The organism is Halorubrum sp. Eb13 (genome assembly GCF_002252895.1).
Taxonomy (GTDB): Archaea; Halobacteriota; Halobacteria; order Halobacteriales; family Haloferacaceae; genus Halorubrum.
Genome location: NZ_NHPE01000131.1, coordinates 60,214 through 81,176, shown reverse-complemented (window position 1 = coordinate 81,176; position 20,963 = coordinate 60,214). Strand labels below are relative to the sequence as shown.

Genomic DNA, 20,963 nt, shown 5'->3' with positions numbered 1-20,963 from the left:
GATCCGCCGGCAGGGTTTTTACCGTGGGAGCGGAAGGCGTTCGCATGAGTACCGAAACGGTCGAAGCGGGGAGCGACCCGGCCATCGAGGTGACGCCCGACGCCGCGGAGGAGGCCCTCTCGCTGCTGGAGGGAGAGGGGCTCGACACGGAGAAGGCCGGACTCCGGCTGTTCGTCCAACAGGGCGGTTGCGCGGGCCTCTCGTACGGGATGCGGTTCGACACGGAGCCTGAAGAGGACGACCTCGTGGTCGAACACCACGGGCTCCGCGTGTTCGTCGATCCCGCGAGCCGGAACTACATCGGCGGGAGCAGGCTCGACTACGAACACGGCCTCCAGGCCGCCGGCTTCGAGGTCGAGAACCCGAACGTCGTCTCCGAGTGCGGCTGCGGCGAGTCGTTCCGGACGTAGCGCGGCGTCCGGGCGGCCCGCCCGCCGTCGACTCTCGCTTTTAAGCGGTTCCGTCGAATACGGGCTGGTATGAGTCTCGACGCTTCGACGACGGCCGACGGCGAGCGCGTGTACACCGACCGGACGATGATCGAGCGCGGCGCCGAGGGCCCCTTTTACGTCGTGTTCGCCGACGCGGACGGGTCGGCCCGGTGGGGGTTCCGCTGCGGGAACTGCGACTCGTTCGACACCGCGATGGACACGATGGGCCGGATCCAGTGCACGGAGTGCGGCAACATCCGGAAGCCCGACGAGTGGGACGCCGCCCACGAGTGACCGGTCACAGACGGCCGACGGTGATCTGACGGAAAACGGTCGTGAGCGGCCGCGTTGGTGGACGAATAACCGCGTCCGCGGAATCGTGAGAAACTTTATCACGGATGGAGGCGAACGATGAGGTAGATGGCCACTGCGAGCATCCCACCGACGACGGAGGCCAGAGATGTCTTTCGCGAACTCGGATACACCGTCTCCGAGGGCGGACAGGAGTTCATCGCGGAGCGGAAATGGCGACGCGTGCTCGTGACGGTGTTGTGTATGGACGACGACGATCTGGACCCGTATCTGACGGACGGCGGCGAGACGCCGCGGCTCCGCTGTTTCGTCACGTGGCGCAACCGGGCCGGCGACCTGCGCGACCGCCTCGTCTCCAAGAAGCCCCCGTACGACTGGGCGGTCATCGGTATCGAGGCCGACGGCGAGGACTTCGCCGTGATGGAAGGCGCGCCCGGCAGTCCCTGACGGCGCCCCGGGACTCCACCCCTTTTATGTGAACGTGCGTGCAAGTAGCACGCGACATGGTGTTTAAAAAGATCACGCTGATCGGGACGAGCGAGGAGAGCTTCGACGACGCCGCGGACGAGGCGATCGACCGCGCCGAAGACACGCTCGAGAACGTCTACTGGGCGGAGGTACAGGAGTTCGGCGTGGAGATCAAGAACGCGCCGACCCGGGAGTACCAGGCCGAGGTCGAGGTCGCGTTCGAACTCGAGGGCTGAGGGATCGACGCGAATCGGTCGCCGAGGAGTCGTGACACTTCTTTTGCCGTCTCGGGAGGGGGCTCGACGGTGGCATTCGTCCCTCCGCGTCCCGTCGCCGCCGCGGAGAACGTCTTCGGCGTCCCGGTCGTTCGGTTATAACTGACCGAGTGCAAAGCGACGGTGAAGAGCCCCGAAGCCCCGGCGGCTCGGCGATACGCGATCGGCGACTCGACGCTGAACGCCTCCAAAGCCCCAGCCGCGACGGCTCGGAGGCCTCGTTGCGCTCCTCGGTCGGTCGCTACCGCTCCCTCGCTGCGGTGCTTACTTCGGCCGCCCTCGCCCTCGCGGCTGCCCCTTTGAGTCCCACCCGACCGCACGGCACCGCAGCCTCACACCTCCCCAGCCTCGGCGGACGGCCCGGCGCGGCTCCGCCCGCGCCGGGCCGCCGCCTCCCTCGCGCGTGCGATCGCCGGCGCCACGCGCCGGCTGTCAGAGGGACCTTCGGTCCCTCGCTACTCGCGCCCCTCGGACGCTCGTCGGCACGCGCCGTCGCAGGATGATTTATAAACGAACGCCGAGGCGAACACCTATTTATCCGACCGCGACCACGGGTCGCCCATGACAGCGTCACGCGCGCCGGCGGATCCCGAGGTCAGGGAGTTCGAGGCGACGGTGGAGTCGGTCGACGGCCGCGAGGTCGTCCTGAGCGAGACGTTCTTCTACGCCGAGTCCGGCGGCCAGCCGGCGGACAGGGGAACGATCGACGGCGTCCTCCTCGAGGACGTGACCGAGCGCGGCGGCCGGGTCGTCCACGTGCTGGGCGAGGAGCCGCCGGGGTCGATCGCGGTCGGCGAGACGGTCTCGGGGATCGTCGACGACGCGTTCCGGACGTACTGCGCCCGGGCGCACACCGCCTCGCACGTGCTCTACGGCGCCGCGCGTCGGACCTGCGAGGACCTCGGCTACGCCGGCTTCGACATCGCGGCGGAGAAGGTCCGCGTCGACCTGACGACGGCCGACCCCATCGGCGACGCGGACCTCGTCGAGCTGGAGCGACTCGCCAACCGCGCCGTGTGGGACTCGCTGCCCGTCTCGTGGGAGACGCTCCCGGAGGATGAGGCCCGCGCGATCGAGGGGATCGCCTTCAACACCAAGACCGAGGAGGGCGCGATGAGCGGGAGCGAGGCGGTCCGCGTCGTGACGGTCGGCGGGGACGGCCCGGCCGGCGAGGGCGACGAGGACGGCGCGGGCGGCGGGGGCGGCGAAGACGGCGCGGGCGGCGAGAGCGACGCCGCGTCCGCGTGGGACGTCGCCGCCTGCGGCGGCACCCACGTCCGGAACACGAGCGAGATCGGGCCGATCTCCGTGCTCGACCGGTCGAACCCCGGCGAGGGCGTGACCCGCGTCGAGTTCGCGGTCGGCCCGACCGCGATCGACCACGACGCCGCGGTCCACGCGGCCGCGCTCGACGCCGCGACGAGCCTCGACGCGCGGATCGGTGACCTCCCGGACGCGGTCGACCGCCTCCGCGACGAGGTCGACCGGCTGGAGGGAGAGCTCCGGGACGCCCGGACCGACCTGCTGACCGCCCGGCTCGGCGACTTCCCGACCACCGATGTCGACGGGGCGACGTGGGCGGTGGGGACCGTCGACGGCGCCGACCCGAACGACCTGCGGGGGCCGGCGGAGCGCCTCCTCGACGACGGCGACGGGGCCGCGGACGCGCCCGACGCGGTCGCGGCGGTCGGCACGGGGAGCGCGCCGTTCGTGGTCGTGGCGGTCGCGGACGGGGTCGACGGCGACGGCGGCTCGGACGGCGCGAGCCCCGACGCCGGCGCGGTCGTGGACGCGGTCACCGACGAGTTCGGCGGCGGCGGGGGCGGGGGCCCGACGTTCGCGCAGGGCGGCGGGCTCGACGCCGACGCCGACGCCGTCGTCGCGTGGCTGCGCGACCGATGACCGGCAAGCTCGGCCCCGAGGCGCTCGCGGCGGTCCTCGCGGCGACCGGGGCCGACGACGACGCGATCGAGGCGGGACCCGCCTACGGCGAGGACGCGGCCGCGATCGACCTGACCGGCGCGGAGTCGACGCTGGTGGTCGCCGCGGACCCGCTCTCGCTGGCGGCCGACGCCGTGGGCGAACTGGCGGTCCACGTCGCCTGCAACGACGTGGCCGCGAGCGGCGCGGACCCGCGGTGGCTCACGCACACGCTCTTCCTGCCCGACGACGACCCGGCGCGCCTCCGGACGGTCGCGGAGCAGGTGGACGCGACCGCCCGCGACCTCGGCGTCGCGGTCGTCGGCGGCCACACGGAGGTGCTGCCGTCGCTGGAGCGCCCGCTCTGCTCGATGACCGCGCTCGGAACGACGGACCGCTTCGTGTCGACCGGCGGGGCCGAGCCGAGCGACCGGCTCCTCCTCACGAAGGGCGCCGGGATCGAGGCGACCGCGATCCTCGCGACGGACTTCCGCGAGGAGTGCGCCGAGGCGGGCGTGTCGGCCGCGACGCTCGATTCCGCCGCCGCGTTCCTCGACGAGGTGGGCGTCGTCCCCGACGCGGCCGCGGTCCGCGACGCCGCGACCGCCATGCACGACCCGACCGAGGGCGGTCTGCTCACCGCCCTCGTCGAGACCGCGAGCGCGAGCGAGACGGTCCTCGCGGTCGAGCGCGACCGGGTCCCGGTTCGACCCGAAACGGAGGCCTGCTGCGCGGCGGTGGGCGTCGACCCGCTGGCGACGTTCGGCTCCGGCGCGCTGCTGGCGGCGGTGCCGCCCGAACGCGTCGGCGAGGCGATCGACGCGCTGGCGGCCGCCGGGATCGCCGTCGGCGAGATCGGCGAGGTGCGGGCGGCGGACGGGGCGGGCGGTGTAGACGCCTCCGACGCTTCCGACGCCTCCGACGCCGGCGCCGTCCTCCTCGACGGCGATCGGATCGATGAGCCGCCTCGCGACGAGCTGTACCCGTTATGGGAGTAGCGGAGGCGGAGGAGCCCTCGGGGGAGCGGGCGGCCGCGTCGGACCCCACACCCCGATCGCTCACCTTTTTTCCGCGTGAGACCGAACCGAGTGTCATGACTGGCGCACGCGTCGGCTCGTCGCTCACCGACGAACAGGAGGCGATCCGGGAGCTCGTCCGGGAGTTCGCGGTCGAGGAGCTCCGGCCCGGAGCCGGCGAGGCCGACGAGGCCGAGTCGTTCCCGGAGGACGCCTGGGACGGGCTGGCCGAGCTCGGGCTGACGGGCCTGACCGTCCCCGAGGCGTACGGCGGCTTCGACGCCGACGAGACGACGTACGCCGTCGTCAACGAAGAGCTGGCGTACGGGCACCTCGCGGTCGCGACCGCGCTGTCCGTCCACTGCCTCGCCACGTCCTGTATCGCCGAGTTCGGGAGCGAGGCCCAGCGGGAGCGCTGGCTCCCGGAGATGGCGGCCGCGGGCCGACCGGTCGGGATGTTCTGTCTCTCCGAGCCGCACGCGGGGTCGAACCCGGCGGAGATGTCGACGACGGCCGAGTACGACCCCGAGACCGACGAGTACGTGCTGAACGGCGAGAAGCAGTGGATCACGAACGGGAAGCGGGGCGGCGTGGCGATCGTCTTCGCGAGGGCCGACGCCGGTGAGCCGGACTCGATCACTCAGTTCCTCGTCCCGGCCGACGCGGAGGGGTTCGAGGTCGGGAGGAAAGAGGAGAAGCTCGGACTCCGCGCCTCCGACACGACCGGGATCAGCTTCGACGGCTGTCGGGTCCCGGCGGAGAACCGGCTCACCGAGGAGGGGAAGGGGCTCTCGGCCGCGTTCCGGACCCTGACCGGCGGCCGGATCGGGATCGCGGCGCAGGCGGTCGGCGTCGCGCAGGCCGCGCTCGACGAGGCGACGTCGTACGCCGCCGAGCGCGAGCAGTTCGGGGAGCCGATCGCCGAGATACAGACGATCCGGCATAAGCTCGCGGAGATGTCGACGGACGTCTCCGCGGCCCGCCTGCTCGTGCGCGAGGCGTGCCGGCAGGCCGAGGCGGGCGAGGACAACCGCGTCGCGGCCTCGAAGGCGAAGTACCGCGCCAGCGAAGCGGCGATGTCGGTGACCAACGAGGCGGTCCAGATCCACGGCGGCTACGGCTACACGACCGACTTCGACGTGGAGCGGCTCTACCGCGACGCGAAGATCACGGAGATCTACGAGGGGACCACGGAGATCCAGAAGACGATCATCGCGCGGGGGGTATTGGGCAAATGACGGGTGACGAGCCGGCGACCGGCGACGGCGGACCGACCGGTCCCGCGGGATACGACGCCGTCGTCTACGACCTCGACGGGACGCTCGTCGAGCTCGCGGTCGACTGGGGGACGGTGGCGTCGTCCGTGCTCGACGTGTACTCCAAGCACGCGGTCAAGCCGCCGACGAGGGATCTCTGGGGCCTGCTGGAGGCGTCGGACGAGTACGGGATCCGGGAGCCGGTAGAGGAGGCGATCGGGCTCCACGAGCGGGCCGGCGCGCGCGACTCGACGCTGCTCCCGCTCGGCGAGCGACTGGTCGAGGGAGCGGGCGATCGGCCGAGCACGCCGCCGGCCGGCGTCTGCTCGCTCAACTGCGAGGAGGCGTGCCGGGTCGCCGTCGACACGCACGGGCTCGGCGACGCCCTCGATCCGGACGCGATCGTCGGCCGCGACACCGTCGGGACGCACAAACCGGAGCCGGAGTCGCTGCTCGCGGCGGTAGAGCGCCTCGGTGCGGCGCCGGGGGACGCGCTGTTCGTCGGCGACTCGCCGCGCGACGCGGAGGCGGCGGAGCGCGCCGGCGTCGCGTTCGCGTGGGCGGCGGACCTGATCTAGCTCCCGGCGCCCTCGCTCGCGCGATCGCGTTCGTCGTCCTCGGCGGCGTCACCGTCGTCCTCGGCGGCGTCACCGTCGTCCTCGGCGATTCTCACTCCACCCTCGGCGTCATCGTCGTCTCCCGCCACTCCGCCGTCGCCGGCGCTTCCCACTTCACTCTCGGCGTCCGCGTCGTCTCTCGTCACGCCGCCGTCGCCGGCGTCGGTGCGGCGCGCGTAGAGCGCGACGGCGACGGCGGTCAGGAACCAGATCGGCGCGCCGACGCGGACCGCGAAGGCGGCGCGGGCCCCCCACGACTCGAGGGTGACGAACGCGGAGAGGACCGCGACGACCGGAGCGCCGACGACGATCGTGAGCACGAACGTCGTCTGCATCACCCAACCGTAGTCGACCCCCTCGAACTCGGCCCGCTCGACAGGTTGCACGCCTCCGCCTCGGGCGCCGAGTGGCAAATCGGTGGCGGTCGCCGGGCGGGAGCGACGCGAGAGAGACGGGCGGCGCCGACGCGTCGGGTTTCCGGATCCCGGCGATTTTAACCGGTCGCGCGGGTGAGTTCGGGTATGACCACGACGCGGGGACTCCGGGACCGCGAGGCGCCGATCACGATGCTGACCGCGTACGACGCCCCTTCCGCCGCGGTCGTCGACGAGGCCGGCGTCGACGTCATCCTCGTCGGCGACAGCATGGGCAACGCCGTCCTCGGCTACGACTCCACGCTCCCCGTGACGCTCGACGAGATCGCGAGCCGGACCGCGGCGGTCGCCCGCGCGACGGCGGACGCCCTCGTCGTCGCCGACATGCCCTTCCTCTCGTTCGGCGTCGAGCCGGCCGAGTCCGTGCGTAACGCCGGCCGGCTGCTGAAGGAGGCCGACGCCGACGCGGTGAAGATCGAGAGCGGCCCACACACCGTCGAGATGACGCGGCGCATGACCGAAGTCGGGATCCCGGTGATGGCGCACCTCGGCTTGACCCCCCAGCACGTCAACCGACTCGGCGGCTACGCCAGACAGGGGACCGATCAGGACGCCGCCGAGGAGATCGTCGACCTCGCCGGCGCGCACGCCGAGGCCGGCGCGTTCGCGCTCGTGTTAGAACACGTCCCCGCGAACCTCGCGGGGGCCGTCACGGAGGCGCTCGAGGTCCCGACGATCGGGATCGGCGCGGGCCCCGACTGCGACGGGCAGGTGCTCGTGATCAACGACGCGGTCGGGCTCGGCGACTGGTCGCCGCCCTTCTCCCGGCAGTTCGGCGACGTGCGCGGCGAGATGCTCGACGCGGTCACGGCGTACCGCGAGGCGGTCGAGAGCGGCGAGTTTCCAGCGGACGAGCACTGGCACGTCGAGGAGGAGCTCGACGACCTGTACTGAGTCGGACATTTATAAGCGAACGGCGGCGATGCGGAGAAGACCTCCGAAGCCCCAGTCGCTCGGATTTACATGACTGGTTCCTTTGTGGTGAACACCTCCAAAGCCCCAGCCGTGAGGCGGGCGCACGCTCGCTGCGCTCCTCGGTCGCTCACTCCGTTCGCTCCCTGCGGTGCTTTCGTCACCTGCGCCCGCCTCACGGCTGCCCCTTTGAGTCCCACCCCGACCGCACCGCAACCGCACCTCACGCCTCCCCAGCCTCGTCGGTGGTCCTTCGCTTCGCTCCGGACCACCGACTCCCTCGCGCGGTGCCGTTCGCGGCCTGCCGGCCGCTCACGGGCACGCGCCACCGCATCCGATTTTATAAGCTATCTTCGCTGCGGCTCGTCGATTTTTAAATACCGCATCGACCTCCGTTTCGAGCGACCTCACGTTCGAAGAGTCGGGTCCCAACGGAGCTACTGAACCGGATCCCACGACGAAACCGTCACACTCGGCGTGGGGTATATACGCGCGAACGGCCTACGTGAACCCGTGACAACCCGGACCATCCGCGCCCGCGACCGGCCGGTGTTCGGCGTCGACGTACACAGCGGCGACGTCCGCGGCGACGACCCCTCGTACGCCCTCGTCATCCTGGATCCCGTCGACGAAGACGACCCGGACGCGCCCGACGCCGACGGGCCGATGGCGCGGGTGACCCGCGACGTGGTGTCGTTCCGGAAGCTCTGCCGGCTGATAGACGACCGCGAGCCGCTGTACGTCGCCACCGACAACGCCTACGAGCTGGCGGCGAACAAGAACGAGCTGGTGGGCTTCCTCCGGTCGCTGCCCGACGGCACCAGGCTCGTGCAGGTGACCGGCGCGGAGCGCCCGGAGCCGCTCTCGCGAGTCGCCTCTCGCCACGGGATCCCGTACGGGAAAAAGCCGATGAAGGAGGCGGAGGCGTCGGCCCGGCTGGCCGCCGCCAACGTCGGCCACGAGGTGACCGCGTTCACCGACGAGACGCGGGTGAAGGTGTCCCGCGGTCGATCGACCGGGAAGGGCGGCTGGAGCCAGGACCGCTACACCCGGCGGATCCACGGCAACGTCCGGAAGCGGACGCGACAGGTCCAGTCGAAGCTGAAGGAGGCGAACCTCGACTTCGAGCGCGACGTGACCGAGAAGTACGGCGGCTACGCGAACGCGACGTTCGCGGTCGAGGCGCGCCCGGAGGACATCCCCGTGTCGAACTCGCGGGCCGGCGACGTGCGCGTCGAGGTCGAGCGCGAGCGCCGCGACGGGATCGAGTACGAGCCGCTCGTCCGGCGGCGCGACCGAGTGATCGTCGGCATCGATCCGGGGACGACGACCGCGGCGGCCGTCGTCGGGCTCGACGGCACCGTCCACGCGCTGTACTCCTCGCGGACCGCCGACACCGCGGAGGTGACCGAGTGGATCATCGAACAGGGCCGCCCGATCATCGTCGCCGCCGACGTGGAGCCGATGCCCGAGACCGTCGAGAAGTTTCGGCGCTCGTTCGACGCCGCCGGGTGGCGGCCGACGACGGACCTCCCCGTCGACGAGAAGCTCCACCGGACCCGGGAGGCGGGCTACGACAACGACCACGAGCGCGACGCGCTGGCGGCCGCGCTGTACGCCTACGACGACCACGAGGACCAGTTCGACCGGATCGCGGCGAAGACCCCGCCGCGGCTCGACCGCGAGGCGGTGATCGCGGGCGTCGTCGCCGGCGGCGCCTCGGTGGAGTCGGTCATCGCGGACCTCAGCGAGGACGACGGGGGCAGCGGCGGAGACGGCGGAGACGGCGGGGACGACGCGGACGAGTCGGACCCCACCGAGCCCGAGCGCACCGAGGAAGAGGAGACGATCCGGCGGCTCCGCGAACGCGTCGACCGGCTGGAGTCCCACGCGGAGTCGCTGGAGGACGACCTCAGCGAGCGCGACGAGCGGATCGCTGAACTGGAGGGGGAGCTGGAGGAGGCGAAACGCGAGGAGCGGATCGAGGCGCGCTCCCGGCGCGCCGTCTCCCGGCTCGAACGCGAGACGGACCGGTTGGAACGCGAGCGCGACGAGGCGCGCGAGGCCGTCGAGGAGCTGGAGGGGAAAGTGGAGACGCTGAAGGAGCTGTGGCGGCTCGACCACTCCAACTTCGACGACGTGGCCGCGGACCGGGGGCTCGTCAGCGTGAAGGCGGTCGAGCAGTTCACGCTCGACGCGCTGGAGGCCGCCGACGAGGCGTACGGGCTGGTCGCCGGCGACGTCGTCTACCTCCGCGACGCCTCCGGCGCGGGCCGCCGGACCGCCGAGCGGCTGGCCGAGACGGACCCGCGAGCGGTGATCCGCGACGGGAACCTCTCCGACGTCGCCGATCAGGTCCTCTTCGACCACGACGTCCCGGTCGTCCCGGCCGACGCGGTGCCCGTCCGCGAGGTCGACGAGCTGGCGGTCGCGGACGAGGCGACGCTCGAGGCCGCCGTCGACGACTGGGAGCGGCGGGCCGAGCGACGGCGGAAGGCGGAGAAACAGGAGCACCTCGACCGGATCATCTCGGAGCACCGAGCGGGGCGGACGCTGCCGGAGACCGAGGAGTAGCATCGGCGAAGACAAGAGGGCCGTTCCGCGGGAATTTTGCCCGTCACGCGCCGGCGCGCTTCCAGAAGTCATATGTCCGACAACCGCACAGTCGTTCGTATGGACGCCTACGAGCGGATCACCCGGAACGCGGCCGAGGTGGTCACCGAGGAGGAGATCGAGGCGCTGGCCGACGACCCCGACGGGAAGCGGGCGTACGTCGGCTACGAGCCCTCGGGCGTCCTCCACATCGGGCACATGCTCACCGCGAACAAGCTCATCGACCTCCAGGAGGCCGGGTTCGAGGTGACGGTGCTGCTCGCGGACGTGCACGCCTACCTCAACGACAAGGGGTCGTTCGAGGAGATCCGCCACACCGCAGAGCGCATGCGCGACCAGTTCATCGCGTACGGGCTCGACGAGTCGAACACGCAGTTCGTGCTCGGCTCCGACTTCCAGCTCGACGACGACTACACGCTCGACCTGCACGCGCTGGAGCTGGAGACGACGCTCGTGCGGGCCGAGCGCGCGATGGCCGAGATCACCTCCGGCGACTCGGTGAAGGTGTCGCAGGCGGTGTACCCGCTGATGCAGGCGCTCGACATCCCGTACCTCGGCGTCGACCTCGCGGTCGGCGGGATGGAGCAGCGCAAGGTCCACATGCTCGCGCGCGACGTGCTCCCGAGCATCGACCGCGAGCCGCCGACGAGCCTCCACACGCCGCTCATCGCCGACCTGGGCACCGGCCGCGGGAAGATGTCCTCCAGCGAGGGCGTCACCATCTCGATGGAGGACTCCCGCGAGGACATCGAGTCGAAGGTGAACGACGCGTACTGCCCGCCGACCGCCGACCCCGAGCCGACCGACGACGGCGAGTCGCGGGAGAACCCCGTCCTGCAGGTGTTCGAGTACCACGTGTTCCCGCGGTTCGAGACGGTCCGCGTCGAGCGACCGGAGGAGTACGGCGGCGACTTGGCGTACGACGCGTACGACGCGCTGGAGGCCGACCTAGAGTCCGGCGAGCTCCACCCCGCCGACGCGAAGGGCGCGCTCTCCGAGTACCTCGACCGGCTCATCGCGCCGGGCCGCGAGCAGCTCGCGGAGTAGCCGGGGTCGCTTCGGCCCGTCTCGCTATTTCTCGCCCGCCGCGTGCCCCGCGTACTCACAGGGCCCGTCGAGGCAGTCGCGACCGGTCGCCGTCTCGAAGACGGGGAGCCCGCAGTCGCACTCGTCGACGACGACGCCCGAGGGGATCGAGAACGTCGTCTCGCAGTCCGGGTAGCTCTCGCAGCCGAGGTAGACGCGGCCCGGCGCGGAGTTGACGGTCAGTTCGCCGTCGCAGTCCGGGCAGTCCCAGACGCGGTCGAACCGGTCAGTGACGGCCGCCTCCATCGGGTCGCACGAGGGATCGAGACAGAGGTGGAACGGCTCGCCACGTTCGACCCGGATCTTCGGGAGCCCGCAGTCGTCGCAGACCCCGTCGGTGACGCTCGCGCCCGCGGGGAGCCCCCACCGCTCCTCGCAGTCGAGACAGACCACGTCGCCGCGCGAGCGCACGAGCGGCCCGCCGTCCGCCGGGCAGGTGCCGACGGGAACGCCGGCCTCCGTGACCGGGAGCGCGCGGCCCGCGGTCGCCTCCTCGGCGACGACCCGGAGCCGTCGAGTCCCGTCGCGAGCCGTGACGGAGAAGCCGTCGCCGTCGCCCTCGACGACGACCGAGTCGGGGCGGGTGAGCCACGCGACCGGCTGGTAGCCGTCGGCGTCGTGGACGAGCGTGGTGTCGTCGGGCTTGATCAGGACGACGACGCGCCCGCGGTGGGTGCGGGAGCGGTCGCCGCGTTCGGTCACGCGACAGTCGCCGGCGAACACGCGGAGTCGTTCGGGCATGCCGCGGGGTTGCCTCGCTTTCCGATTTAAGCGGCGGGCGACGAGGTCGGGCCGGGAGCGACCGGCCCGCGTTCCTCGGACGGGAGAATCGTGTGTTTAACTTAACAAGATCGTTTCTGTAAGGCTACATATGAGCGAGGTCCCTGGAGCGGACTCGTCGGGAACAGCGGAGTCGGCTTCACCGGTCCGGGTCGGCGTGTTGAGCTTCCACAACAGCAAGGAGACCAAAGCGATCCTCAACGCCGTTCGCGCGTTGGGGCACGAGCCGGTCTGGCTCCGCGAGGAGAACACTAGGTCGTGGATCGAGGCCGGAGACCTCCGGTTCGACCCCGACGTGGACGTCGTCGCGAACCGACTACTGATGACGAAGGCCGCTCAGCCGCTCGACGACGTCGGGATCGCGACGGGCTACACCGCTTCGCGTCCCGTGTTGAACCCGCCGGCCGTCGTCGTCCGAGCCCTGCACAAGTACGGCGCCGCGGCGACCCTCACCGCCGCCGGCATCCGAATTCCGGACGCGTACATCGCGTTCAGCAACCGGACGATCAACGAGGGCAACCGCCTCACGAGCGAGAAGGCGGTCCACAAGTCCGCGATCGGGACGAACGGGGACCGGATGGCGGTCATCGACGCGGGCGACGTCGTCGCGCCGCACATCGCCCGCCGCCGGGCGTTCATCCAGGAGTTCATCGACACCGGCGCCGAGCGGCCGTTCGACGTCCGCGCGTACGTCGTCGGCGACCGCGTCGTCGGCGCCATGAAACGGTACGCGCCGTCGGACGAGTGGCGAACGAACGTCGCCGTCGGCGGCGAGGTCGAAGACTTCACCGGCGACCTCCCGGAGGAGGCGGCGCGGTTCGCGCGCGAGGCGGCCGACGCGCTCGACCTCGACTACGCCGGCGTGGACCTGCTGTGCCGCGACGGCGAGTGGTACGTTCTCGAGGTGAACACGACGGCGGGGTTCAAGGGGCTCTTCGAGGCGACGGGGGTCAGCCCCGCACCGTACATCGCCGCCCTCGCGATCGAGCGGGGCGGCGGCCGCGTCGACCCCGACCGCGTCGCGTCGCTCGCGGCGGTCCTGGACGACTCGGTCCCGGAGTGCAAGCCGTCGCTCGATCCGGAACCGGAGGCGTCGACGACGATCGGCTACACCGAACGCGTGACGGTGAGCGCGGGCCAGAGGGCGATCGAGGTGATCGGCAAGTCGGACACCGGTGCCCGGCGAACGAGCATCGACCTCGACGTCGCCGCGGAGATCGGCGCGGGTCCCATCGTCGACACGGTCCGCGTGAAATCCGGGTCGCGAGCCGGGCGACAGAAGCGGCCGCTGGTCGAGATCGACCTGAAGATCGGGAATCGGTGGCGGACCGTGACGGCGAGCATCGAGAACCGGAACCACATGACCTACCCCGTGCTCCTCGGTCGGGACATCCTCGACGGCTACCACGTGGACGTCACGAGGCGGGAACGCGAGGAGTGACCGTACTTACGCCACCCGGACCGTCCGCGTCGCCCTGACGGGCATCAGCGGCAGGTCCGGGAAGACGACCTCGACGACGAACTCCAGCTCGTCGGCGTCGGGCGGGCCGAAGACGCCGACCGGGACCGTCGTCTCGCCGTCGAGGTACGTCGTCGTCGCCGTCATCTCCACGTCGTTGACGGTGACCCGGATACCGGTCCGAGCGCTCCCCGAGACGGTCGCGACGGCGACCTCGCACATCTCGTTTTCCCCGACGGCGATGTCGCCCGGAAAGTCCCCCCAGTCGACGTCGATCCGCGGGCAGTCGCGCGCGGCGTCGACGATCCGCTCGGCGACGGAGCCGCTCATGCCGGCGTTCTCGAGGGCCGCGGCGCCGGCGTCGACGACGGCCGCGGGCGAGGTGAGCCCGGCGTCGGCGAGCCGCTCGGCGCGGCCGGAGCCGACGCCCTCGATCGCGGTGAGCGCGACCGCCTCCCGCGAGACGCCGTGCTCGACGCGCGCCTCGACGCGACACGCGAGGTTCGCGGCGCGGGGGCCGGCGAATCGGTCGAGGAACTCCGAGAGCGCGGCGAGCAGGCGGAGCGCGTTCTGTCGGATCACCCACGCGTCCGAGCGCAGGTCCGAGGGAACGGAATCGGCCATCCCGGCGAGGAGGATGGCGAACACTTTCCGGTGGCCGTCCTCCAGGTCGGTGTCATGGCCGTCGAGGATGCGGTCGATCGCGTCCGACTCCGCCGACCGCGCCGACACCGAGTCGAACTCGCCGGCCGACGCGACGGTCTCCAGGATGCGGTCGACCGTCAGGGTCTCGCGGTCGGCGAGCCGCCGGAAGCGGCGAGCCGTGTCCAGACGGAGGTAGTACTTGGAGGCGAGCCGCCCGAGCCCCGTCGGCTCGATCGCGAGCTCGTCGTCGGCCGCGACGAAGCCGTCGTCGACGAGCGAGTCGAGGGTGTCTCGCACGCGGTCGCGGAGGGTGCCGAAGTCGTACGCGTCCGGCTTCGACTCGGCGCGGACGTAGTAGAAGGTCGTCTCTAGCCACGCCATCACGTCCTCCAGTCCGCGGATGGTCCCCATCGCGATCTCCGCGTTGAGGTGCGACTCCAACTCCGCGGCGAGGCGGGACTCGATCTCCTTGCCCTCTCGGAGCAGCGCGCGGTACTTGTCCGCGTCCGCGCGGTCGCAGACCACCCAGCCGTAGCCCACGTCGTCGTAGCCGGGGCGGCCGGCGCGGCCGAGCATCTGGAGCACGTCCAGCGGCGAGATGTCCGTCTCGCCCTCCAGCGGGTCGTGGTACTTCGTGTCGCGGATGACGACGCAGCGCGCCGGGAGGTTCACGCCCCACGCGAGCGTCGACGTCGAGAAGAGCAGCTTGATCTTCCCCTGTTTGAACCACTCCTCGACGCGGTCGCGGTCCGCCTTCCCGAGCCCGGCGTGGTGGAAGCCGACGCCGTCGGTGACCGACTGCCGGAGCGTGTCGTTGGTGAGATCTTTCGCCTCGTTGTGGAAGTCGTAGTCGCCCCGGGAGTCGATCGGGATGTCGCGGTCCGTGATCTCGTCGCGCGCCTTCTTGGCCGCCTGCACCGTGTCCTGCCGCGAGGAGACGAACACGAGCGCCTGCCCGTCCTCGCGGACGTGCGGCTCGGCCAGGTCGAGCGCGCGGTAGAGCCGCCGGTACTTATCGGCGAACGCGTTCGAGCCGTGCGAGTACGTCTTCACGCCCGTTTCAAGGTCTACCGGGCGGTACTCGTCGCCGAACTCGTAGGTCGTCTCCGCGGGCGCGTCGAGCCACTTGGCGACGTCCTCGACGTTCGGCATGGTCGCGGAGAGCGCGACGACGCGGGGGTCCTGCAGCCGGCGGAGCCGCGAGACGGTCACCTCCAGCACCGCGCCGCGCTTCTCGCTGTCGAGCAGGTGGACTTCGTCGATGACGACGCAGTCGACGTCGGTGACGAACGAGTAGCGCGCTGAGTCGTGTTTGCGCGTCGCGCTGTCGGCCTTCTCGGGCGTCGTCACGAGCACGTCCGCGCGCTCGGCGCGGCGGGGGTTGAGGTCGCGCTCGCCGGAGACGACGTACACGGAGTAGCCGAGCGCTTCGAACCGCTCCCACTCGCTCTCTTTCTCGTTGGTGAGCGCGCGGAGCGGAGCGATGAAGAGGGCAGTGCCGCCCTCCGAGAGGGTCTTGCAGATCGCGAGCTCGGCGAGCGCGGTCTTTCCGGAGGCCGTCGGCGCGGAGGCGACGACGTTGTTGTCGGTCTCTAGGATGCCCGGGAGCGCCTCGCGTTGCATCCGATTGAACTCGTCGAAGCCGAACGCGTCGGCGAACTCCGGCACCGCGTCCGCGACCTTCACGCCGCACCACGCTCGCGGGGGACTCGACGGCGACCGAGCGGTGTTCGCATCACGTCGAGTCGGGGGGCTCCAGCCCAAAGGCGTTTCTCATGTGGGCGGCGGGGGACTGTCGACGCGAACGGACGCGCCCGCCGTCTCGGGCCGCCCCTCGGATCGATCCCCACCGTCGACCCCGGGCGTTTACGTGAGCGGGGGTCGACCGCCCGGTATGATACCGTCGGACCCGATCGTCGTCGGAGCCGCGGCCGTGATCGCCCTGCTCGTCCTGGTGACCGTCGTCCGTCGCCTGCGAGGGCCGTCCGGGGAGGCCCGCGAGTCGAAGCGCGCCCACGAGGCCGCACAGGAGCGCGAGCCGCCGGTCGAGATCGGCGAGACGTACGAGTTCGGCGTGACGGAGCTCACCGACCACCACACGGGCGCGGAGGTCGCCGTCGGCAAGGTCGAGGGGTTCGTCGTCTTCGCCGAGGACATCCCGAGCGACCTCTCGACGGGCGACGTGATCCGCGCGAAGGTGCTCTCGTTCAACGAGGGGCGCACCTCGGCCGACGCGACGTTCGTGACGAAGGCGTAACGGGACCGGATCCCGGGGGCGAACGCGACCCGCGCGGTCCACCTCCGCCCCGAGCATGAGGTTCATACGTGATGGCGACGAAGGGGTTTCGTAATGGCTCAGGCCGGGAATCAGGACCTCACGGAGCGGTTCATTCAGTTCTACCGCAACTACTACCGCGAGGAGATCGGCACCCTCGCGCAGCGATACCCCAACGAACAGCGCTCCCTGTACGTCGACTACGACGATCTGTTTCAGTTCGACCGCGACCTCGCCGAGGACTTCCGCACGAAGCCGGACCAGATGCGCGAGTACGCCGAAGAGGCGCTGCGGCTCTACGACCTCCCCGCCGACGTCAGCCTCGGCCGCGCGCACGTCCGGATCGAGAACCTCCCCGAGAGCATCGACATCCGCGGCATCCGCGTTCACGACGACCACATCGGGAAACTCGTCTCCGTCAAGGGGATCGTCCGCAAGGCGACCGACGTCCGCCCGAAAGTCACCGAGGCCGCCTTCGAGTGCCAGCGCTGCGGCACGATGACGTACATCCCCCAGAGCGACGGCGGCTTCCAAGAGCCCCACGAGTGTCAGGGCTGCGAGCGACAGGGCCCCTTCCGCGTCAACTTCGACCAGTCGGAGTTCATCGACTCTCAGAAGCTCCGCATCCAGGAGTCGCCCGAGGGGCTTCGCGGCGGCGAGACGCCCCAGTCGCTCGACGTCGACATCGTCGACGACATCACCGGGAAGGTGAGCCCCGGCGACCACGTCACCTGCGTCGGCGTCCTCCACATCGAACAAGTCGAGCAGGGCAACGAGAAGTCCGCCATCTTCGACCTGTACATGGACGGCGTCTCCATCTCCATCGAGGACGAGGAGTTCGAGGACATGGACATCACCGAGGCGGACAAACGCGAGATCATCGAGCTCTCCAACCGCGACGACATCTACGAGGCGATGGTCGGCTCCATCGCGCCCGCCATCTACGGCTACGAGGAGGAGAAGCTCGCGATGATCCTCCAGCTGTTCTCCGGCGTCACCAAACACCTCCCCGACGGCTCGCGGATCCGCGGGGACCTCCACATGCTCCTTATTGGCGACCCTGGAACGGGTAAATCTCAGATGATTTCGTATGTAGAAAACATCGCGCCCCGATCGGTCTACACCTCCGGGAAGGGCAGCAGCGCGGCGGGGCTCACCGCGGCCGCGGTACGCGACGACTTCGGCGACGGCCAGCAGTGGTCGCTCGAGGCCGGCGCGCTCGTGCTCGCCGACAAGGGGATCGCCGCGGTCGACGAGCTGGACAAGATGGACTGCGTGACCGGCGACACGCTGGTCACGCTCGCGGACGGGCGCGTGGAACGTATCGACGAGCTGGCACGGGATGCCGCGGAAGACGGCGAAATCGAGGATCTCTCGAACGGCCGACGAATCCGCGACGTCGATCTCGAGGTCTGGACGATGGACGAGGACGGCCGGCTGGTCGAGCGTCCCGTGTCCGCGGTGCACGAGTACGACGCGCCGTCGGAGCTGACGCGAGTGACGATGGAGACCGGAGAGTCGCTGACCGCGACGGCCGACCACCCGTTCTTCGTCCTCGACGACGGCGAGCGCGTCGAGCGCGAGGCGGCGGCGCTCGACGACGGCGACTGGGTGTACGTCCCCCGCGAGATTCCGGCGAAAGCGACGGACGGTGCGGGAGCGGTGGGGGCTGCAGGCGGTGATGTCGACGCCGAGATCGTCGACGGCGAACTCGTCGATGCCGGCGAGGGAATCGACGCCGCGATGGCGAGCGTCCTCGGATATCTCTCGGGCGACGGGAACGTCTACTACGACCGCGAGGAGGGCGTCTACGGCGTCCGGTTCACCAACACCGACGACGAACTGCTCGCCGACTTCGAGCGGGCGGCACGAGAGGCGTTCGGCGCGGAGCCGACCCGTCCGCCGAGCGAAAAGCGTGAAGGCGGCGTCGAGACGGTCCGCGTCACTGGAAAGGAGTACGCAGACGCCGTCCTCGACGCGGGGATGAACCTCGGTCGGTACGACGAGAAGTGCTTCCCGACCCCTGTTTCGACGGGAAGCCGCGCGGCGAAGGCCGCGTTCGTCCGTGCGCTCGCCGACAGCGAGGGCCACGTCGACGAGTCGGCGGGCAACGTTCGGATAGCGTCGGCGAGCCGGGACCTGCTTCGAGGGGCGCGGAACCTCCTCTTACAGTTCGGCGTGTCGAGCCAGCTCCAACACCGCGAACGAAACGGGGGCAGAGACGTGTACTACCTCACGGTGACGGACGCGGAATCGCTCGCGGCGTTCCGCCGCGCTATCGGATTCACCGCCACCCGAAAGGCGGAGGCGCTCGACCGCGTCGTCGAGGCCGCCGACGGCGACCGTACGATTCTCGACGTGGTTCCGGAGATAGACGGCCTACTCGCGAAATGCCGCGAGTCGCTTCGGCTTCACCAGAGCGAATGCGGGCTCGACGCGGTCACGTATCACGACTTCGAGAGCGGAACCGCGAACGCGTCGCTCCATCGAGCGCGCCGGATACTCGCCGCATTCGAGGACAGACTGGAGGCGGCGGCCGAGGACCGTCGCGTGCTCGACGGAGAGGCGGCGTGGGAAACCCTCGCCGAGATACGCGAGCGGTACCACGTCTCCCAGTCCGAGCTCGCCGAGGGAACGGCGCTGTCACAACAGCGGATCTCCAGCGGATGGGGCGAGAGCGACGACGTTCGTCGAACGGTGGCGAGCCGGCTTCGCGACGTTCTCACTGCGGTCGGCGAGACCGATCTCGATGGTCTGCGAGAGTTCGGACGGGGTGACGTGAAGTGGCGCCGCGTCGAGTCGATCGAAACCGTGCTGCCGGAGTCGACGGAACACCGTAGCGAGGTACTTCGGCAGCGTCTCGCCGACATCGTCGGCGGGCCAGTCGAAACGGCAGAGCGACGGGCTCGCGAGCTACTCGACCGCGGTCAAGTCAGCGAAGTACGATCGGAACTGGCGGCGACGCTCGACGCGTACGGCGTCAGTCAGGCCGACGTGGCCTCGTCGCTCGACGTGGATCAAGCGACCGTGTCGCGGTGGCTGTCCGGGGGCGTCGAGACCGACAGGCTCGGCGATCTCCGCGAAGCGATCGGAGCCGAAGTCGACGCCGTCAAGGACGAACTGCGCTCGCTCCTGGCTCGGATCGAGGACGGGCGGCAGCCGAAGGTGTACGACCTGACCGTCGACGAGACGCACAACTTCGTCGCGAACGGCCTCGTCGTTCACAACTCCTCCGACCGCTCCGCGATGCACGAGGGGCTCGAACAGCAGAAGATCTCCGTCTCGAAGGCGGGGATCAACGCGACGCTGAAGGCGCGGTGTTCGCTGCTCGGCGCCGCGAACCCGAAGTACGGCCGGTTCGATCAGTACGAGCCTATCGGCGAACAGATCGACCTCGAACCCGCGCTCATCTCGCGGTTCGACCTGATCTTCACGGTGACGGACAGCCCGGACCCCGAGCACGACTCCCGGCTGGCGAAACACATCATCAAGACGAACTACGCCGGCGAGCTCAACACGCAGCGCGAGGAGTTGGCGAGCTCCGAGTTCACCTCGGACCAGGTGGCGGAGGTGACTCAGGAGGTCGCGCCGGAGATCGACGCCGAGCTGCTCCGCAAGTACATCGCCCACGCGAAGCGCTCCTGTTACCCGACGATGACGGAGGAGGCGAAGGAGCTGATCGAGGAGTTCTACGTCGACCTGCGCTCGAAGGGCGCCGACGAGGACGCGCCGGTCCCCGTCACCGCCCGGAAGCTGGAGGCGATGGTACGGCTCGCGGAGGCGAGCGCGCGGCTCCGGCTCTCGGACACCGTCGAGCGCGAGGACGCCGATCGGGCGACCGACATCGTGGAGTCCTGTCTCAAGGACATCGGCGTCGACCCCGAGACCGGGCAGTTCGACGCCGACGTGGTCGAGACGGGCACCTCCAAGAGCCAGCGCGACCGCATCAAGAACATCAAGGGCCTCATCGCGGACATCGAGGAGGAGTATCAGGAGGGCGCGCCCGTCGAGGAGGTGCTCGACCGCGCCGGCGAGATCGGGATGGACCCCGGAAAGGCCGAACAGGAGATCGAGAAGCTCCGCACGAAGGGAGAGGTGTACGAGCCGAAGCAGGGACACCTGCGGACGACGTAGATGGACCGGATCTCCGCGATACGGAACGTCGAGGACGCCCTGCGCGCGTTCGAGAGCGGCGAGGCGGACCTCGCCGACACGGAGCGGCGGGTGGCGACCGTGCTCCGGACCTACGCCACGGAGTTCGACGGCGACGACGACGTGTTCCGCGCGGTGGGCGACGATCCGGTCGACGGGCGAGTCGTCGTGGCGCCCTCGGCCCCGGCCGCCCGCGAGCGCGTGCTCGCGCTCTCCGGGGTTGACGTGGACTGGTCAGACGATCTGACAGACCTCGAAAACGACGCAGTCACGGAGTTCGAAGTCGAACGAGTAGGCGATCCGGAATAGTTC

18 protein-coding genes are annotated in these 20,963 nt (G+C 70.4%); 15 read left to right on the top strand and 3 right to left on the bottom strand.

What is annotated here, in order from left to right:
* The first annotated feature begins 44 nt into the window (after window positions 1-44).
* From DJ75_RS14925 to DJ75_RS14890, 8 genes are all read left to right on the top strand, one after another.
* Entirely contained in the window at window positions 45-410 is a 366-nt protein-coding gene (locus tag DJ75_RS14925) for an iron-sulfur cluster assembly accessory protein (protein ID WP_094525214.1), read from the top strand.
* Window positions 411-479: 69 nt separating this feature from the next.
* Complete coding sequence (locus DJ75_RS14920; RefSeq protein ID WP_094525213.1) at window positions 480-725, top strand: DUF5816 domain-containing protein; 246 nt, start codon at window positions 480-482, stop codon at window positions 723-725.
* Between the two features lie 126 nt (window positions 726-851).
* Window positions 852-1,190, top strand: coding sequence for a hypothetical protein (locus DJ75_RS14915; RefSeq protein ID WP_094525212.1), 339 nt, complete (start codon window positions 852-854; stop codon window positions 1,188-1,190).
* 56 nt (window positions 1,191-1,246) lie between these two features.
* Window positions 1,247-1,447, top strand: coding sequence for a dodecin (locus tag DJ75_RS14910; protein WP_094525211.1), 201 nt, complete (start codon window positions 1,247-1,249; stop codon window positions 1,445-1,447).
* A gap of 600 nt (window positions 1,448-2,047) precedes the next feature.
* Complete coding sequence (locus DJ75_RS14905) at window positions 2,048-3,388, top strand: alanine--tRNA ligase-related protein (protein ID WP_094525210.1); 1,341 nt, start codon at window positions 2,048-2,050, stop codon at window positions 3,386-3,388.
* Window positions 3,385-4,404, top strand: a complete 1,020-nt coding sequence (locus tag DJ75_RS14900) for an AIR synthase family protein (RefSeq protein ID WP_094525209.1) — start codon at window positions 3,385-3,387, stop codon at window positions 4,402-4,404. Before DJ75_RS14905 ends, DJ75_RS14900 begins: the two co-directional genes overlap by 4 nt.
* A gap of 95 nt (window positions 4,405-4,499) precedes the next feature.
* On the top strand, window positions 4,500-5,660 hold the full coding sequence (locus DJ75_RS14895) for an acyl-CoA dehydrogenase family protein (RefSeq protein ID WP_094525208.1): 1,161 nt from the start codon (window positions 4,500-4,502) through the stop codon (window positions 5,658-5,660).
* Window positions 5,657-6,256, top strand: coding sequence for an HAD family hydrolase (locus DJ75_RS14890; protein WP_094525207.1), 600 nt, complete (start codon window positions 5,657-5,659; stop codon window positions 6,254-6,256). The genes DJ75_RS14895 and DJ75_RS14890 overlap by 4 nt, the downstream gene beginning before the upstream one ends.
* On the opposite strand, the gene DJ75_RS14885 is transcribed toward DJ75_RS14890, so the two are convergent.
* Window positions 6,253-6,681 carry a DUF5822 domain-containing protein gene (locus DJ75_RS14885; RefSeq protein WP_094525206.1) on the bottom strand — a complete coding sequence of 143 codons (429 nt, stop codon included), beginning with the start codon at window positions 6,679-6,681 and terminating at the stop codon, window positions 6,253-6,255. The two genes, DJ75_RS14890 and DJ75_RS14885, sit on opposite strands and share 4 nt — an antisense overlap.
* Before the next feature lie 135 nt (window positions 6,682-6,816).
* Here DJ75_RS14885 and panB point away from each other — a divergent pair, with 135 nt between their 5' ends.
* The 3 genes from panB to DJ75_RS14870 all read left to right on the top strand — a co-directional run bounded on the left by panB (window position 6,817) and on the right by DJ75_RS14870 (window position 11,301).
* The gene (gene panB, locus DJ75_RS14880) at window positions 6,817-7,623 is read left to right on the top strand and encodes a 3-methyl-2-oxobutanoate hydroxymethyltransferase (RefSeq protein ID WP_094525205.1); all 807 of its coding nucleotides are present in this window, start codon (window positions 6,817-6,819) and stop codon (window positions 7,621-7,623) included.
* Window positions 7,624-8,154: 531 nt separating this feature from the next.
* On the top strand, window positions 8,155-10,215 hold the full coding sequence (locus tag DJ75_RS14875; protein WP_094525204.1) for a DUF460 domain-containing protein: 2,061 nt from the start codon (window positions 8,155-8,157) through the stop codon (window positions 10,213-10,215).
* A gap of 99 nt (window positions 10,216-10,314) precedes the next feature.
* Window positions 10,315-11,301: a tyrosine--tRNA ligase gene (locus tag DJ75_RS14870; RefSeq protein WP_094525203.1), complete on the top strand. Its 987-nt coding sequence runs from the start codon at window positions 10,315-10,317 to the stop codon at window positions 11,299-11,301.
* A gap of 24 nt (window positions 11,302-11,325) precedes the next feature.
* On the opposite strand, the gene DJ75_RS14865 is transcribed toward DJ75_RS14870, so the two are convergent.
* Window positions 11,326-12,081: a topoisomerase DNA-binding C4 zinc finger domain-containing protein gene (locus DJ75_RS14865; RefSeq protein ID WP_176451470.1), complete on the bottom strand. Its 756-nt coding sequence runs from the start codon at window positions 12,079-12,081 to the stop codon at window positions 11,326-11,328.
* A gap of 130 nt (window positions 12,082-12,211) precedes the next feature.
* Here DJ75_RS14865 and DJ75_RS14860 point away from each other — a divergent pair, with 130 nt between their 5' ends.
* Window positions 12,212-13,561, top strand: coding sequence for a RimK/LysX family protein (locus DJ75_RS14860; protein ID WP_176451469.1), 1,350 nt, complete (start codon window positions 12,212-12,214; stop codon window positions 13,559-13,561).
* A 6-nt stretch (window positions 13,562-13,567) separates the two neighbouring features.
* On the opposite strand, the gene DJ75_RS14855 is transcribed toward DJ75_RS14860, so the two are convergent.
* Window positions 13,568-15,910, bottom strand: coding sequence for a DEAD/DEAH box helicase (locus tag DJ75_RS14855; RefSeq protein WP_094525202.1), 2,343 nt, complete (start codon window positions 15,908-15,910; stop codon window positions 13,568-13,570).
* Window positions 15,911-16,118: 208 nt separating this feature from the next.
* Between DJ75_RS14855 and DJ75_RS14850 the strand changes: the two genes are divergently transcribed.
* From DJ75_RS14850 to DJ75_RS14840, 3 genes are all read left to right on the top strand, one after another.
* The gene (locus tag DJ75_RS14850; RefSeq protein WP_094525201.1) at window positions 16,119-16,481 is read left to right on the top strand and encodes a TRAM domain-containing protein; all 363 of its coding nucleotides are present in this window, start codon (window positions 16,119-16,121) and stop codon (window positions 16,479-16,481) included.
* 93 nt (window positions 16,482-16,574) lie between these two features.
* A complete protein-coding gene (locus DJ75_RS14845) occupies window positions 16,575-20,633 on the top strand; it encodes an LAGLIDADG family homing endonuclease (RefSeq protein WP_094525200.1) in 4,059 nt (1,352 codons plus the stop codon).
* Entirely contained in the window at window positions 20,634-20,960 is a 327-nt protein-coding gene (locus DJ75_RS14840) for a hypothetical protein (RefSeq protein WP_094525199.1), read from the top strand. It begins immediately after the preceding gene.
* Window positions 20,961-20,963 lie beyond the last annotated feature (3 nt).